Origin of the sequence: Lachnoanaerobaculum sp. Marseille-Q4761 (assembly GCF_017565785.1) — a bacterium.
Taxonomy (GTDB): Bacteria; Bacillota; Clostridia; order Lachnospirales; family Lachnospiraceae; genus Lachnoanaerobaculum.
Genome location: NZ_JAGEKB010000002.1, coordinates 544,560 through 560,263, shown reverse-complemented (window position 1 = coordinate 560,263; position 15,704 = coordinate 544,560). Strand labels below are relative to the sequence as shown.

Annotated in this window: 12 protein-coding genes; 9 read left to right on the top strand and 3 right to left on the bottom strand. The window is 36.9% G+C overall.

Features of this window, described 5'->3' with window-relative positions:
• Positions 1 to 13 precede the first annotated feature (13 nt).
• The 7 genes from pheS to J4O15_RS09785 all read left to right on the top strand — a co-directional run bounded on the left by pheS (position 14) and on the right by J4O15_RS09785 (position 8,422).
• A complete protein-coding gene (gene pheS, locus J4O15_RS09815; protein ID WP_208100625.1) occupies positions 14 to 1,036 on the top strand; it encodes a phenylalanine--tRNA ligase subunit alpha in 1,023 nt (340 codons plus the stop codon).
• Positions 1,037 to 1,081: 45 nt separating this feature from the next.
• Positions 1,082 to 3,502 carry a phenylalanine--tRNA ligase subunit beta gene (gene pheT, locus J4O15_RS09810; RefSeq protein WP_208100624.1) on the top strand — a complete coding sequence of 807 codons (2,421 nt, stop codon included), beginning with the start codon at positions 1,082 to 1,084 and terminating at the stop codon, positions 3,500 to 3,502.
• Between the two features lie 72 nt (positions 3,503 to 3,574).
• A complete protein-coding gene (locus J4O15_RS09805; RefSeq protein ID WP_208100623.1) occupies positions 3,575 to 5,059 on the top strand; it encodes a bacterial Ig-like domain-containing protein in 1,485 nt (494 codons plus the stop codon).
• A 70-nt stretch (positions 5,060 to 5,129) separates the two neighbouring features.
• The gene (gene secG / locus J4O15_RS09800) at positions 5,130 to 5,360 is read left to right on the top strand and encodes a preprotein translocase subunit SecG (RefSeq protein WP_009220932.1); all 231 of its coding nucleotides are present in this window, start codon (positions 5,130 to 5,132) and stop codon (positions 5,358 to 5,360) included.
• Positions 5,361 to 5,426: 66 nt separating this feature from the next.
• Complete coding sequence (gene rnr, locus J4O15_RS09795; protein WP_208100622.1) at positions 5,427 to 7,568, top strand: ribonuclease R; 2,142 nt, start codon at positions 5,427 to 5,429, stop codon at positions 7,566 to 7,568.
• Positions 7,552 to 8,013, top strand: a complete 462-nt coding sequence (gene smpB, locus J4O15_RS09790; RefSeq protein WP_208100621.1) for an SsrA-binding protein SmpB — start codon at positions 7,552 to 7,554, stop codon at positions 8,011 to 8,013. The genes rnr and smpB overlap by 17 nt, the downstream gene beginning before the upstream one ends.
• A 127-nt stretch (positions 8,014 to 8,140) precedes the next feature.
• Positions 8,141 to 8,422, top strand: coding sequence for a LysM peptidoglycan-binding domain-containing protein (locus J4O15_RS09785; RefSeq protein WP_009220935.1), 282 nt, complete (start codon positions 8,141 to 8,143; stop codon positions 8,420 to 8,422).
• A gap of 29 nt (positions 8,423 to 8,451) precedes the next feature.
• Here J4O15_RS09785 and J4O15_RS09780 read toward each other — a convergent pair whose 3' ends face one another.
• The 3 genes from J4O15_RS09780 to J4O15_RS09770 form a co-directional block, all read right to left on the bottom strand.
• The gene (locus J4O15_RS09780; protein ID WP_208100620.1) at positions 8,452 to 9,510 is read right to left on the bottom strand and encodes a tyrosine-type recombinase/integrase; all 1,059 of its coding nucleotides are present in this window, start codon (positions 9,508 to 9,510) and stop codon (positions 8,452 to 8,454) included.
• A gap of 169 nt (positions 9,511 to 9,679) precedes the next feature.
• Positions 9,680 to 11,356 (bottom strand): IS66 family transposase, encoded by a 1,677-nt coding sequence (locus J4O15_RS09775; protein ID WP_208099434.1) that lies wholly within the window; start codon positions 11,354 to 11,356, stop codon positions 9,680 to 9,682.
• Complete coding sequence (locus J4O15_RS09770) at positions 11,356 to 11,538, bottom strand: hypothetical protein (RefSeq protein WP_208099433.1); 183 nt, start codon at positions 11,536 to 11,538, stop codon at positions 11,356 to 11,358. Before J4O15_RS09770 ends, J4O15_RS09775 begins: the two co-directional genes overlap by 1 nt.
• A gap of 468 nt (positions 11,539 to 12,006) precedes the next feature.
• On the opposite strand from J4O15_RS09770, the gene eno reads away from it, so the two are divergent.
• Positions 12,007 to 13,305, top strand: a complete 1,299-nt coding sequence (eno, locus tag J4O15_RS09765; protein ID WP_208100619.1) for a phosphopyruvate hydratase — start codon at positions 12,007 to 12,009, stop codon at positions 13,303 to 13,305.
• A gap of 781 nt (positions 13,306 to 14,086) precedes the next feature.
• Positions 14,087 to 15,700, top strand: a complete 1,614-nt coding sequence (locus J4O15_RS09760; protein WP_208100618.1) for an N-acetylmuramoyl-L-alanine amidase family protein — start codon at positions 14,087 to 14,089, stop codon at positions 15,698 to 15,700.
• The last annotated feature ends 4 nt before the right edge of the window (positions 15,701 to 15,704 follow it).

Genomic DNA, 15,704 nt, shown 5'->3' with positions numbered 1-15,704 from the left:
ATAAGGAGAAAAAATGCTGGACATAATAGAAAAACTTCAAAAAGAAGCTTTAGAAAAGATAAAAAGTGCAGAAACAAAAGAAATATTAAATGAATTAAGGGTAGCATATCTTGGAAAGAAGGGTGAGCTTACAGCACTTCTTAAAAACATGAAAAATGTAGCTCCTGAGGATAGAGCGGAGTTTGGCAAGGTGGTAAATGAGGCAAGAGAGGCTATTGAAAACACCTTAAATACTGTAGGAAATGAGCTGGCAAAGCTTGCACTTGAAGCAAGATTAAAATCAGAGACAATTGATGTGACCCTTCCTGCAAACAGAAGAGAGTTCGGACACAGCCATCCAAATATTATTGCCTTACATGAGGTTGAAAAAATCTTTACAAATATGGGATATGAGGTTGTAGAGGGACCTGAGATAGAATTTGATGAATATAACTTTACAAAATTGAATATTCCGGAGGATCATCCGGCAAAGGATGAACAGGATACATTTTATATAACAAAGGATATAGTACTTCGTACTCAGACCTCACCTGTACAGGCAAGAACTATGGAAACAGGGAAAATTCCTATAAAGATGATAAGCCCCGGAAGAGTATATCGTTCAGATGAAGTGGATGCGACTCATTCACCTACATTTAACCAGATAGAGGGACTTATAGTGGACAAGGATATCACCTTTGCCGACCTGAAAGGTACTCTTGAGGTATTTGCTAAAAAGCTGTTCGGTGAAGATACAAAGGTTAAGTTCAGACCGCATCATTTCCCTTTTACAGAGCCGAGTGCGGAAATGGATGTTACCTGCTTTAAATGTCATGGAAGCGGCTGTAGATTTTGTAAGGGCAGCGGTTGGATAGAGATACTTGGCTGCGGAATGGTACATCCTCATGTATTTGATATGTGTGGAGTGGATAAGAATGAATATAACGGTTTTGCTTTCGGTATCGGACTTGAGAGAATTGCGCTGTTAAAATACGAAATAGATGATATGAGACTTCTGTATGAAAACGATATCAGATTCTTAAAGCAATTCAAGTAAAGTCAAGACAAAGATTGTATTTTCAGTAAATAACAGAGGTGAAGAATGGATACAGCATTATCATGGATAAAGGCATATGTGCCTGACTTGGATGTGACTCCAAGCGAATATACAGATGCAATGACTCTTACCGGAACAAAGGTAGAGGGCTATAAAGAATTAGATAAAAATCTTGAGAAAATAGTAGTAGGTGAGATACTTTCAATAGAAAAGCATCCGGATGCGGATAAGCTTATTATTTGTCAGGTAGATATCGGGAATGAAACAATACAGATAGTTACGGGAGCACCCAATGTTTCTGTAGGTGATAAGGTTCCTGTGGTTTTAGACGGTGGAAAGGTGGCAGGCGGACATGACGGAAGCCCATTGCCTGAAAACGGAATAAAGATAAAGAAAGGTAAACTTCGTGGAGTGGAATCATTTGGAATGATGTGCTCTATTGATGAGCTCGGACAGGATAAAAACTATTTCCCGGATGCACCTGAAAACGGAATATATATCTTGCCAAAGGACAGCAAGGTGGGAAGCGATGCTATAGAGCTTCTAGGACTTAGGGATGTTGTTTTTGAATATGAAATTACATCAAACAGAGTGGATTGCTACGGTGTAATAGGAATTGCCAGAGAGGCTGCCGCTACATTTAAGAAAAATCTTGTTTTGCCACAGGTGAATGCTACAGGGAATAATGAAAATGTAAATGATTATTTAACTGTGGAAGTAAAGGACAGTGCTCTTTGCAAAAGATATGTGGCAAGAGTTGTAAAAAATATAAAGCTTGCACCTTCGCCTGCATGGATGCAGGAGAGACTTCGTGCGGTGGGAATAAGACCTATAAACAATATAGTGGATATTACAAATTATGTTATGGCTGAGTATGGTCAGCCTATGCATGCCTTTGACTACAATCTTATTGAAGGAAAGAAAATAGTTGTAGACAGGGCAAAGGACGGAGATGAGTTTGAGACTCTTGACGGAATAGTCAGAAAGCTTGACAGCGATATACTGATGATAAATGATGCCAAAAAAGCTGTAGCAATTGCAGGTATAATGGGTGGTGAAAACTCAAAGATTACTGATGATGTAAGCACTATGATATTTGAATGTGCTACATTTGACGGTACAAATATCAGACTTTCATCAAAAAGAATAGGGCTTCGTACGGATTCATCAGGAAAGTTTGAAAAAGGACTGGATCCAAACAATGCCTATGATGCTATGATGAGAGCCTGTTCATTGGTGGAAGAGCTTGGTGCAGGTGAAGTTGTGGGCGGAACTGTTGATGTTTATCCGGTAAAGGCGGTAGAGTCAAGAGTGGCTTTTGAGCCTGAAAAAATCAATAAATTGCTGGGAACTTCCATACAAAAACAAGAAATGCTTGAAATTTTTGACAGAATCGGGTTAAAATATGATAAAGCGACTAATGAGATAGTTGCGCCTACATTTAGACAGGATATTCATTTTATGGCGGATTTGGCTGAGGAAGTGGCAAGGTTCTTTGGATATGACAAGATACCTACCACATTGCCAAAGAGCAGTGCGACAATAGGCGGCATAAATATGAAGCTTGAAGTAGAAGAACTTGCAAGAGAGGTGGCAAAATTCCTTGGATTTTCAGAGGCAATGAACTATTCCTTTGAGAGCCCAAAGGTATTTGATAAGCTCGGCTTTTCAAAGGACAGTGATTACAGAAAAGCTATAGAGATTTCAAATCCACTGGGCGAGGACTTCAGGATTATGAGAACTCAGGCTGTAAACGGAATACTTAACTCGCTTTCAACAAACTATAACAGAAGAAATAAGGATGTGCATTTATTTGAACTTGCAAATATTTACATACCGAGGGAGCTTCCTTTAAAGGAATTGCCTGATGAAAGAATGCAGTTTGTACTTGGATTCTACGGAAAAGAAAATTTCTTTGATATGAAGGGTGTTGTGGAAGAATTTTTATATACTCTGGGAATCACTGATAAGCTTCACTATAATCCGGGATGTAAGGAAGAATTTTTACATCCGGGAAGAAAGGCTGATATATTACTTGACGGTGTTCGTCTGGGATATTTGGGTGAAGTACATCCTTCTGTATGCGACAATTATAAAATAGGTGAGAAGACCTATATTGCGGTACTTGATTTACCGAATGTGATTCCGTTTGTAAACTTTGATATAAAATATACCGGAATAGCAAAATATCCGGCTATATCAAGAGATATATCATTGGTAGTGCCGAAGAACATTCTGGTAGGTGAAATAGAGGATATTATTTCAGAAAACGGAGGAAGCAATTTAGAGTCATTTAATCTGTTTGATATCTATGAAGGAGATCAAATAGATGCAGGATATAAGTCTGTAGCTTATTCACTGACATTCAGAAACAAAGAAAGAACACTTTTGGATGCGGATGTGAATGAGGTTATGGATAAGATTTTGAAGAAGCTTGAGGATAAGAATATTAGAATCAGATCCTAAATTGTAGAAGCTTGGGAGAATCTCTGATAGGTGTTACTATATTTTTGAATTTTGAAAAGTGGTATAAAGAAAATGGGTAGAAGTAGAAGAAAAAAGAAAAGCAAATCATTTATTAGATACTTTTGTCTTTTGGTATTATCTGTTATTTTACTTAGTTCTGTACTTGTCGGAGATGATACCAGGGCTTATGGTGAAGGAAGAAATGCCATATTTAAAAATCCGATAAATCCGGATTATGAGAGCAATGACAATGGAGTAAAGACATCATTTAAGATAAGAGTACTTAATACTCTAAGCGGAGAAACCGAATATGGCTCCAATGCAATGTCACTTATATCTGTAAGTGAGACCGATAATAAAAAAAGTACTATGAAGAAATTTTCCGATATCTTGGATATGGATATATACAGCAATCTTTGCCTGAGTGCAAATGTGGAAAACAGTGCGGATGTGGAAAGAGATATAAGCCTTAGTATACTGTTGCCGACAAAAAAAGAGGGCATAGTATCAGAACTTAGATTGATAAACTCCGATTTGGATATATTCAGCGGAAATTTAAACGGCATAGATATAAAATATGAGCTTGAAGGAAGAGTAATAACGGAAGCGGAAAGAAAATCGGGAAAGCAGCTTGATTTTAACAAAGTAAAAGCAATCAAGATAGACGGAAAAATAGCGGCAGGTCAGAAATTTGAAGGGCTTTTACCGATGGAAATTTTAGAAAAAAAAATGATTGTGGAAAAAAAGGATGATTTTGTGGATGATTTAAAAACCATTGAGGAAGTAAACACAAATAATATCTTTGATTTTAAGCTGGAATACAGATATCCGATCAAAAAGGAGTTAAATCTGAGTGTTGCCACATGCCATGGAAGTGAAAGAATAGAAGATTTTACAAATGGTAAAATAGTTGGAATAGCCAGAAGAGACGAGGAAAGCTATGAGATTTTGCCAAGTGATGTTATAGAAAAATTTCCAAATGCAAATACCGCCTTTTCTTCAATGTTTACTACAGATGAAAAAAAGGATAATTATGTCAATGCTTATTCCTTTATAAATATAAATACAAAGGATTTACAGAATCTTGTAAAGGACAGCGGTTATTATGCTCTTGAAAAAAACGGTGAATTTCAGGAAAAATATCATTTTACAGTAGGTGAAAAAAAACATATATATGACGGAGGGCTTGAGCTTAATCTTGGTAAAAAGGATAAGCATGGACATATGCTTTCAAAGGTATATGTGGAATTTCAAAAAGTAATTCATACTAAAGACTTGGAAATAGTACAGGGCAGTGAGTGGAATAAATTTGATAATCTTGTATTTGCAAAGCTTCAAAACGGTGATGAAATCATAGAGCTTGACAGAAACAGAATAAAAGTTGAAGGAAATGTGGATGCAAAGACCAAGGGAGAATATAGTGTAAAATATTCCTATGAAATATTGCCCAATACATGGATAAGCGATACCTGTAAGGTAAAAGTGGTTGAGAAAAAAGAAAGTACTGAAAACCGGAGCGAGAGCGGCGGTGACAGCAAGGTAAAAATAGAAAGGTAAAATCTTGTCTTGCAATTGTAGCTGTTTAGTGATATCATAAACACAGTTTTTTATGTAATGGAGTGTAGATATGTTAAATACTTTAATTTCAATAATATTTGTTATTGTATGTGTTTTCCTGACGGCTGTAGTGTTGTTTCAGGAGGGAAATGAGCAGGGACTCGGTTCAATAGGCGGTATTGCCGATACATATTGGGGTAAGAACAGAGGGCGTTCGGTAGAAGGCTTACTTGAGAAACTTACAAAGGTTGCCGCAGTACTGTTCCTTGTTTTAGCATTAGTTTTAAATATTGTTAAATAATAAAAAGCACTCAAAAGAGTGCTTTTTATTATAAGTACATTTATTTACGGTTTATAAAAGGAATATATGGATAAGAATTTAGAAAAAAGAAAAAGAGTGGTAATGGACTTTGTGGAAAGTCCGATGTATGTGCCTATGAAGGCAAAGGAGCTGGCTGTTTTTTTTGATATTGAAAAAGAAAGAAGACCTGAACTGGATGAGGTTTTAAAGGAACTGGTACTTGAAGGACGCCTTGAAATAAGCAAAAGAGGAAAATATAATAAGCCTGTGAATAAATTTTTATTGGGAGAATTTATGGCAAATCCCAAGGGATTCGGTTTTGTAAGAGTTGAGGGCAGAGATTCCGATATATTTATTCCTGCAGTTTGTACTGCCAATGCAATGAACGGTGATTTGGTAAAGGTGGTAATAGATATTGAAAGCAAGGAAAGAAGAGCCGAAGGACATATTATAGGTATTGAAAAACATGCCAATGCAGAAGTTGTAGGCTATTATAAAAAGAATAATAATTTCGGTTTTGTATTGCCTGATGATACAAAGATTTTAAGGGATATATATATTCCAACAGCAAGAGATAAGGGTGCAAAGACCGGAGATAAGGTTGTGGTGGAAATCACCGACTTTGGAGGGGATAAGAAAAAGCCTGAGGGTGAGGTCATTGAAATCCTCGGTAAAAATACGGATGTAGGAGTGGATATACTTTCTATAATAAGATCTTTCGGACTTCCTGAAAAATTTAATGATGATGTGGAGAATGAGTTAAAAAAGATTCCGGATGTTGTACTTGAAAAAGATTTAAAGGGCAGACAGGATTTTAGAGATTTGATAACTGTAACTATAGACGGTGAGGATGCCAAGGACTTGGACGATGCCATAACTCTTGAAAAAAACGGTGATATCTGGCATTTGGGTGTGCATATAGCAGATGTTACTCATTATGTAAGAGAAAATACCGCAATTGATAAAGAAGCTTTAAACAGAGCTACAAGTGTGTACTTGGTGGACAGAGTGATACCGATGCTGCCAAGAAAATTAAGCAATGGTATATGCTCATTAAATCAAGGCGAGGACAGACTGACATTATCCTGTATTATGGAGATAGACAAAAAGGGCAATATAATAGGTCATGATATCTGTGAGAGTGTTATAAATGTCAATGAGAGAATGACCTATACGGCGGTAAATGAAATTATTACAGAGTCAAATGAGGATACGCAGGAAAGATATAATGATTATATTGAGCTTTTCAATAATTTTAAGACTGTATCGGATTTACTTAGAGGTGCAAGGACAAAGAGAGGCTCTATAGATTTTGATTTACCGGAAAGCAAGGTAATGCTTGATAATAACGGAAAGGCGGTAGATATAATGCCCTATGAGAGAAATGCCGCTACAAAGCTTATAGAGGATTTTATGCTGGCAGCCAATGAAACCGTTGCGGAGGATTTTTTCTGGCAGGATATTCCCTTTCTTTACAGAGTGCATGAAAATCCGGATCCTGAGAAAATAAAAAGCCTTGCAATATTTATAAATAATTTCGGATTTACTCTGAGAAGAAAAAATGATGAACTCTCCCCAAAGGAGTTGCAAAAACTGCTTGGGAACATAGAGGGAAGCGATGCGGAGGCTATTATATCAAGGATTGCCCTTAGAAGTATGAAGCAGGCAAGATATGATACCTCATGTATAGGACATTTCGGACTGGCGGCAAAGTTTTATACTCATTTTACATCACCTATCAGAAGATATCCGGATCTGCAAATACATAGAATAATAAAAGAAAATATAAAAAACGGACTTTATGAAAGGCGTATAGAACATTACAGGGCTATATTGGATCATGTTGCAGTTCAATCATCACAGAGAGAAAGAAGAGCTGAAGAAGCCGAAAGAGAGACTGTAAAATATAAAAAATGTGAATATATGCTGGGACATCTCGGTGAGGAATTCGACGGTATTATAAGCGGTGTAACAGGTTTCGGTATATTTGTGGAACTTGAAAATACCGTAGAGGGCTTTATTCGAATCGCCGATTTGGAAGGTGATTACTTCGTGTACAATGAAGCAGGATATGAGCTTGTTGGCGAAGTGACAAAGAAGAAATTTGTTTTAGGTCAAAAGGTAAGAGTAAAGGTATATGATATAGACAGACTTGCAAAAAGGATTGACTTTAAACTTGTAAAGGAGAGAGATGGCAGAGGGGATTAAGATTATAGCAAATAATAAAAAAGCATATTTTGATTATTTTATTCTGGAGAACTACGAAACAGGTATAGAACTTTTCGGAACGGAAGTAAAATCCGTAAGAATGGGACATGTATCTATCAAGGAATCCTGGATAAGAATCGAAAAGGGAGAGCTCTTTATCATGGGAATGCATATCAATCCTTATGAAAAAGGAAATATCTTTAATAAAGATCCTTTAAGAGTCAGAAAGCTTTTGATGCATAAAAAAGAGATTTTAAAGCTGGATGGTAAATTAAATGAAAAAGGACTTACAATAGTTCCTTTAAAGGTTTATTTAAAGGGCAGCCTTGTAAAGGTGGAAATAGGGCTGGCAAAGGGAAAGAAAAACTATGACAAGAGAGAAACCCTGGCTAAGAAAACCCAGCAAAGGGAGATAGAAAAGGCGATGAAGAGGAGTATGAGGTAGAAAAACAAAATATAAATAATAATAGATGAATGTAAATGAGATGAAAAACATATGTTCGAATTTACTCTTGACAAACATATGTTCTTATTGTAGACTTACTACATAGAACAAATGTTTGGAGGAGAATATGAGAAAAGTATTTTTAACTTTCATTTTTACATTGTTTTTAATAAGTTTTTTAATAGGTAAAGTTGATACTACCAGAGCGAGTCTGGATAGAGAAAATATAAGATATACTTCTGTAAAGGTAGAATATGGAGACAGCTTGGAGAGTATATCAAAAAAATATAATAATATAGGTATTTCAAATGACGAATATATAGAGCAGGTTTTAGAGATGAACGGAATGGACAGCAAAAGAATACATCCGGGATGCTTTATATTGGTCAGCTATAGAGTTGACAGATAGTTTTGAAATATATGATTTAGGGAGAAATACTATTGTTTCTCCCTAAGTTTTACTACATTTCTTGCACTTCTTCGTCTGTCATCTTCTATAGCGGCATAATGCTTTTTGGTAGTATTGACATCGCTATGTCCGAGTACATCGGCTACAAGATATATATCACCGGTTTCTTTATATAAATTGGTTCCATAGGTGGATCTGAGTTTATGAGGAGTGATCTTTTTTAGCGGGCTAATTATTTTTGCATATTTTTTTACAAGTTTTTCCACACTTCGAACAGAGAGCCTTTTATTTTGCATAGATAAAAATAATGCACCCTCATGTCCGCTCTCTTCAAGAATAAGCACCCTTTCATCAAAATAATTTTGCAATGCCTCTTTTACCTCATCTGAAAAATAGATAGTGACCTCTTTTCCGCCCTTTCTATGTATTAAAATTCCATTGTGTTTAAAGTCCACATCTGAAATATTAAGCCCGACACATTCGGAAACTCTGATACCGGTACCAAGAAGTAAGGATAATAAGGCGACATCCCTTATTTTGGTTTTATTATGATATGCTTTTTGTCTTTCACTTAAGCCCTCGCCGTTTTCGGCTTCATCAATCATCATTGCCACTTCATCAATATCAAGTCTTATTATTTCCTTTGAATGAAGCTTTGGAAGCTGCACTCTTTCCATGATATTCTCACTTAATTTTTCAGCCCTGTAAAAATACTTAAATACACTTTTTAAAGTGGATATTTTTCTTTTTACGGCATTTTCCTTATTTGATATTTTTTTGCCGTCAGTATCACGATATTTTAAATATTCCATATATTCTTCAATATCTGTTACACTTAAGCTCTCAAGTGAGGAGAGAGGGATATCCGATATTTTGCTGCAGCTTCTTTTTATATCAGGATTTTCATTTAATAAAAATTGCAGAAAAATTTTTATATCATAGGCATAGGCTATCTGTGTTCTTGACTGTGTACGAGGCTCGATACCACGAAAAAAATCCTTGAAAAAAGGAGGGAGCTCGTGGAGCATGGATCTTAGCTTTTGTATATTTTCTATATCGACCTGTTCGCTATATTTATAATCAGCCATATATTCTCCTTGATATATCTAAAATAATAAAGTATTTATTTCGGTTTATGTTTTTGTATCTGATTCTTTATCTCAATAATTTAATATTGTTACTGTACACGGGTAAGCTTGTCTTCTACATCTTAATCTATTAAACTTATGGAGTCTAACACGCCGTTCAGGCTCCATATTATCTATTAAAGATTTCCTTGACAGCAGTGTAAAGGTTTGGATTATTTTTCCGTACTCCAAGCAGCACACCCTTGCTCTGACATAATTCTTCGATGCTTTCAAAGCTTCGAAATGTCATTGCAAAAGTCTGCTTCCTCTTATAATCTCTTAAACAGCGTTCTGCTGTATTGTTTGTAGTTGGCACCCTCATATCATGCAGGAAGAGTAGATGTTGCGCTTTATATTTCTGCATCCGGCGATACAGATTGTATCCATCACGATAATAAGGACTTGGCTCATGAAGTATGTACTCTTCCCCAGCTTTTTCAAGGATTTCTTGGTACTTTCCTTCAAAGTCAGATACGATCTTGGGATCTAAATGTGCATCATCTGCATGCTCATTTCTGTAATGTACCATTTCCCGGATTAGTTCTCTCATCTTGCGGTGCCAGGTCAAAGATGGCTCATTTTCCATGCTGTCTTTCAGATACCGTTGTACATGTGCGAGACATTCCTGATGGGCATTGCCATACTTATAAAAGGTGATTTCGTGGTCGTGTACCAAAATACCTTGGAAATCCTCTGTTACAGTTCCCTTTACACCTTCATGCCCCTTTTTCTCACGGGCGAAGTAAAGAACATTCTGTTCATCCGGTGTTGCACATACATATACATATGCACTTTCTCCGTTTACCCTAGCATTTGTACAGTCTGTATGCATAACCGCAGAAGACAGCAGGTCTGCAAAGATCTTTTTTTGCTCTATTTTTGTTTTTTTTGAGAACTCATGGCAGAGTTTATTTATCATGCCTCCTGATATTTTCAGTTTTCCACCGGTAAGATCTGACAGAAAACGACTGCTTTTGTCAATAGAAACAGCACAGTCTGTGTTTAACAAAAACAAAAGTGCCTTGATGCTGCCATCATAGTTCACATCGTCAACAACACCACTTGGAAAAGCCGCATGGATTCGCTCTCCGGTCGTGGAATTGTAGTATACATCCGCTTGATATTCTGTTACATTCATAATCAACTCAACAGAAACGAGCTGCTTGATAATAGTCTTATTTGTCTTCTTAAAACCCGGATCTTTTGCCACCTCTTTTGGTGCCGGAAGGCAAATGACCTGAGTTGGTATCTGTTTCTTTCTTCCATGGTGGGCATGGCCCGGCTGTGCCCCGGGTTTTCTTCCGGTACACTCACGATTATTTGGAATTTTACTGCGGTTTCTTGATTGTGATGACGGAATGGAGGAATTCTCATAGTCACGGTTTAGCTGTGCTAAAAGTTTTTTATTTCGTCCTTTCTCATCATCAAGCTGAGTTTTTAATTCGCTGTTTTCACGGCAAAGGTCAGTAATCTTAGACAACGCCTGTTCCCTGTCACGTTCTGATAACAACCACTTCTTTTCTTTCTCTTTTAACCCACGTTTCAACTCTTTCATTGATGCATGTAGTTCTTTAAGTGCGTCCTCGTATGCTTCTTCACACCATTTCCATGCATTTTTTACATCCCTATGAAGACCTTCAATAACAAGGTTTAGTTGCTTTATCTGCCTACGATACTCATCGATCAACTTTTGATGTTCCCTTTGAATCTGCTTAAAGCGCTCACCTGATTTAAAATCGGCAACTTCCTTTTTTAGTATTTTGTTTTCCTGTTGTAAAGCACCAATATATTCAAAGGGAATTCTCATTATGATTTCTCCAGTTCCTTGATTATTTTATTCTGATTATTAACAATTCGCTCCAAAAGATATATTTGCTCTTTCTGAGCTTCGATTGTTTCCAAAAGTACCTTGTTTTCCTTTTCGTATTCCTTACATAATGTTTTTTGTAAGGCTAAAAGCTGTTCTATCTTACCGGAAATATGATTCATATACTCACCTCATTTCATGGTAAGATTATATCAGAAATGTTGTATTTATGCGAATTTGACGACAAAGTCCCTTCGTTATTTTGCCATGTTCATAACTCTTAAAAAAAACCATGTTCAAACACAGATTGTGTAGAACTATCCACAAATGATAGTGAAATCATTCTGTATAGGATAGATATAGATAAAATCTGTTGATAACTTAAATACAAAAAATTCGGTTGGCAGAGTTACCAACAAAAACTCTACTAACCGAATCACTCATAATAAAATAAGAAAATAATTTTCGGCATTTTTCACAATGGGAATATACTACCCGTGTACAGTAACTTAATATTTAACAGTATAACAAAAATATATAATTTTATATAGAGTTATATTGAGATTTATGTTATTATACTATCGTCGCATAGAGTTATAATTTTATCATATAGGTTAAGCGATATATGAGACCAAAAGGAGGTTTTACCAATGAACTATTTAGAAATTGTGAAGGTAATCGGAAGAGAAATACTTGATTCAAGAGGAAATCCTACAGTAGAGGCTGAGGTTTATCTTGCAGACGGAACAATTGGAAGAGGAACAGCTCCATCAGGTGCATCTACAGGTGAGTTTGAGGCGCTTGAGCTTAGAGACGGTGATAAGTCACGCTATCTTGGAAAGGGTGTTTTAAAGGCGGTTGAGAATATAAATACAACTATCAATGATGTACTTGAGGGTATGGATGCATCAGACATCTATGCTGTAGATAAGGCAATGATCGAGGCTGACGGAACAAAGGATAAGTCAAAGCTCGGTGCAAATGCAATCCTTGCAGTATCAATAGCTTGTGCAAGAGCGGCAGCTATTTCACTTGATATCCCATTATATAAATTCCTTGGCGGTGTAAATGCAAACAGACTTCCTGTACCTATGATGAACATCTTAAACGGTGGTGCACATGCATCAAACAATGTGGATGTACAGGAGTTCATGGTTATGCCTGTAGGTGCTCCAAACTTTAAGGAAGCTCTCAGATGGTGTGCTGAAGTATTCCATAACCTGGCGGCACTTTTAAAGGCGGAAGGACTTGCTACAAGTGTAGGTGATGAGGGAGGTTTTGCTCCAAACCTTACAGGTGGTGATGAGGAGGCTATCGAGTTTATACTTAAGGCTGTTGAGAAGGCAGGATATAAGCCGGGAGTTGATTTTATGATCGCTATGGATGCAGCTGCAAGTGAGTGGAAGACAGGTACTATCGGAAAGTATAAGCTTCCAAAGGCGGGAACGGAGTTCACATCTGCAGAACTTGTTGAGCACTGGAAGAAGCTTGTTGAGAAGTATCCGATCATCTCTATCGAGGACGGTCTTGATGAGGAAGATTGGGAAGGATGGAAGTTACTTACAAAGGAACTTGGCGGAAAGGTTCAGCTTGTAGGTGATGACTTATTTGTTACAAATACAGAGAGACTTAAGAAGGGTATCGACAGTGATTGTGCAAACTCAATCCTTATAAAGCTCAATCAGATCGGTTCGGTTTCTGAAACACTTGAGGCTATCAAGATGGCTCATAAGGCAGGATATACATCAATTTCTTCACACAGATCAGGTGAGACGGAGGATACAACTATAGCTGACCTTGCTGTAGCTCTTAATACATGTCAGATCAAGACAGGTGCACCTTCAAGATCTGAGAGAGTTGCCAAGTATAATCAGTTACTCAGAATCGAAGAGGAGCTTGGAGAGAGTGCTTGCTATCCGGGTATGGCAGCATTTAATGTAAAAAGATAATCAGAGATAAATAAATTAAACCGGTTTTAGGTATTCCTGAAGCCGGTTTTTAGTATTTTTTGGAATATATATTTATTAATAAATAGGTAAAAAATATTTAGGGGATTTAAGGCTCAAAACTATACAAATATATGCAAATGGTATTGTTAAAGTGTTAAAATACATATTTAAGAACTAAAAAATACAGAAATAATGAGAAAATATATTAAATATGACAATGAAAAACAAAAGACAACTCTTGTTAATTATATATAAATAATAAAAATACTTTCTTAATTAAACTGTTGAATTATTTGACAAAACTTGAAAATAATAATATTATATGGATAACATATGAAATTATTGTGACTATTTATAGAGAGTGTGGAGTGAAATGTTTGTAGATAGGATTTATATAATTTGTTATATCAGGCATCCCTGTGTGCCGATATAATCAAATTAAAGAAGAATTTATAATTAATTCAGGGCAGATTGTAAGGGCAGATTTCGGAATGAACTTAAAACAGTTGGTATGAAAAGTACTATAAAATAAAAACGGGCTCTTACAATAATTTAATTTGATATGGATTTTTTGAGGCGGATAAGAAACTTGCAAAGATATATCGGGCAAATATTTTTGTGGGTTGTTTTGTTTGCTTTAAAGAATTTATATATATGTACTGACCGGGTATAATGAGAATACCGATTTGATGTAATATATTAAATCGAAAGATTAGGGTATTCATATAAGATATGGTATAGGATTTTATATTCGGCAGATAACAATCAAGGAGGTATTTTGATGAAAAAAAGGAGCATAGTAAGTCAGGCAGGCTTACTGGCAGTTTCCGCTCTTTTCATCTGGGCAAGCCCTTCTACTGCGAATGCGGAAGGATGGGATAACTCAAGCGGGGAGTGGAGATACCTTGATAGTGCTAACAACGCAGTGTCGGAAGCTTGGCGTAAGTCAGGTGAAGCATGGTACTATCTTGGCGATGACGGTAATATGGTAAAAGATTCAATACTTACCATAGGAGATAATACATATTACCTGAATGCCGATGGTGCTATGGCAGCAAACAGCTGGATACTCACAAAGGACGAAGATGACAACGAAGGTTGGTTCTACTTCGGTTCTGACGGAAAGGCATACAAGGGTAAAGAAGGAAGAGTATACGCTCGTGAGATCGAAGGAAAGAAATATCTTTTCGATGAGAGCGGAGTAATGCGTAAGGGATTCTTTGATGCAGAAGGCAATGCGGTAGAAGATGAAAGTCCTTTTAAGTCTGCAGTATACTATTTCGGGGATGACGGTGCAATGTTTGCGGATCAGTGGATGTCCTACTCACAGGTAGGAGAAAACCCGGGATATTCAGAGCTTGCACAAAGAAACTACAATGAATATGAAGAGATGTGGCTATACTTTGGCGCAAACGGAAGAAAGTATGCGGCAAAGAGCACGGATAACTCAAAGCAAAGAGAGATAAACGGTAAAGCATATCTGTTTGATGAAAACGGTGTAATGATACCGCAGCTTTCTATAAAGAGTGCAAATGTAGCTGCAACTTCAAGCAATGCTAAGATCAAATACGGTTCACTTGATACAGACGGTGAGTTAAAGGATGGATATTGGACATTCACAGTACCGAATCAGGAGATGAGCCAAAAGGATTATGACACGGGAGAGCGCAGCTGGTTTAGAACAACAAAGGACGGCAATGTAATCAAAGATAAAATTGCTACAGTACTTGGAAGAAAGTATGCCTTTGATGAGATAGGCCGTATGCAGACAGGATTTGTTGTAATGCTTGAGGACGGTACATTCGGAATCAAATTTGATGTAGATGAGTGGACAAAGGAAGACTTCCTTACAAAGGGCACAGAATCACCTATAGCTGCAATAGACAGAGGAAACTTATATCTGTTCGGAACAGATGAGCTTAACGACGGTTCAATGATTACCGGAGAGGTAACAGTTTCTTTAAGAGACAGCAATGCGGTATTCGGATTTAAGGATACAGGAAGAGCTATCGGAGAGAAATGTACTCTTGCAAAGAGCGGAGGCAAGTTCTACTTTAACGGATTAAGACTTGATGCGGATGCAGACCTTCATTACGGACTTGTTCGTGACAACAGAGTAGGTCATGGCGAGTATGTAGTCGTAGATGCAAACGGAAAAGTAGTGACAGGCTCAAAGATTCTAAGAGACGGAGAGGGCAACTGGATAATAGTTGAGAACTCAAAGTTTGTGGCAAGAGTAAGTGACGGTGACAGACCGAGAAAGAAAAACGGAAAGTTCTATCACTATGATTCAAGTGCCAATAAGAATGACAGATGGGGAGCAGAGATCACATTTGCAACAGACGGAGCAAATAACTTGGATGCTGACTTTGTGGTCTTTGACAAAGAGAGATAGTTAG

Excerpts from the sequence above, each read along its gene's own strand:
- J4O15_RS09775 (WP_208099434.1), bottom strand. The coding sequence starts at position 11,356 with ATGAGAATTCCCTTTGAATATATTGGTGCTTTACAACAGGAAAACAAA.
- secG (WP_009220932.1), top strand. The coding sequence starts at position 5,130 with ATGTTAAATACTTTAATTTCAATAATATTTGTTATTGTATGTGTTTTC.
- J4O15_RS09770 (WP_208099433.1), bottom strand. The coding sequence starts at position 11,538 with ATGAATCATATTTCCGGTAAGATAGAACAGCTTTTAGCCTTACAAAAA.
- smpB (WP_208100621.1), top strand. The coding sequence starts at position 7,552 with ATGGCAGAGGGGATTAAGATTATAGCAAATAATAAAAAAGCATATTTT.
- J4O15_RS09805 (WP_208100623.1), top strand. The coding sequence starts at position 3,575 with ATGGGTAGAAGTAGAAGAAAAAAGAAAAGCAAATCATTTATTAGATAC.
- J4O15_RS09760 (WP_208100618.1), top strand. The coding sequence starts at position 14,087 with ATGAAAAAAAGGAGCATAGTAAGTCAGGCAGGCTTACTGGCAGTTTCC.
- pheS (WP_208100625.1), top strand. The coding sequence starts at position 14 with ATGCTGGACATAATAGAAAAACTTCAAAAAGAAGCTTTAGAAAAGATA.
- rnr (WP_208100622.1), top strand. The coding sequence starts at position 5,427 with ATGGATAAGAATTTAGAAAAAAGAAAAAGAGTGGTAATGGACTTTGTG.
- pheT (WP_208100624.1), top strand. The coding sequence starts at position 1,082 with ATGGATACAGCATTATCATGGATAAAGGCATATGTGCCTGACTTGGAT.
- J4O15_RS09785 (WP_009220935.1), top strand. The coding sequence starts at position 8,141 with ATGAGAAAAGTATTTTTAACTTTCATTTTTACATTGTTTTTAATAAGT.
- eno (WP_208100619.1), top strand. The coding sequence starts at position 12,007 with ATGAACTATTTAGAAATTGTGAAGGTAATCGGAAGAGAAATACTTGAT.
- J4O15_RS09780 (WP_208100620.1), bottom strand. The coding sequence starts at position 9,510 with ATGGCTGATTATAAATATAGCGAACAGGTCGATATAGAAAATATACAA.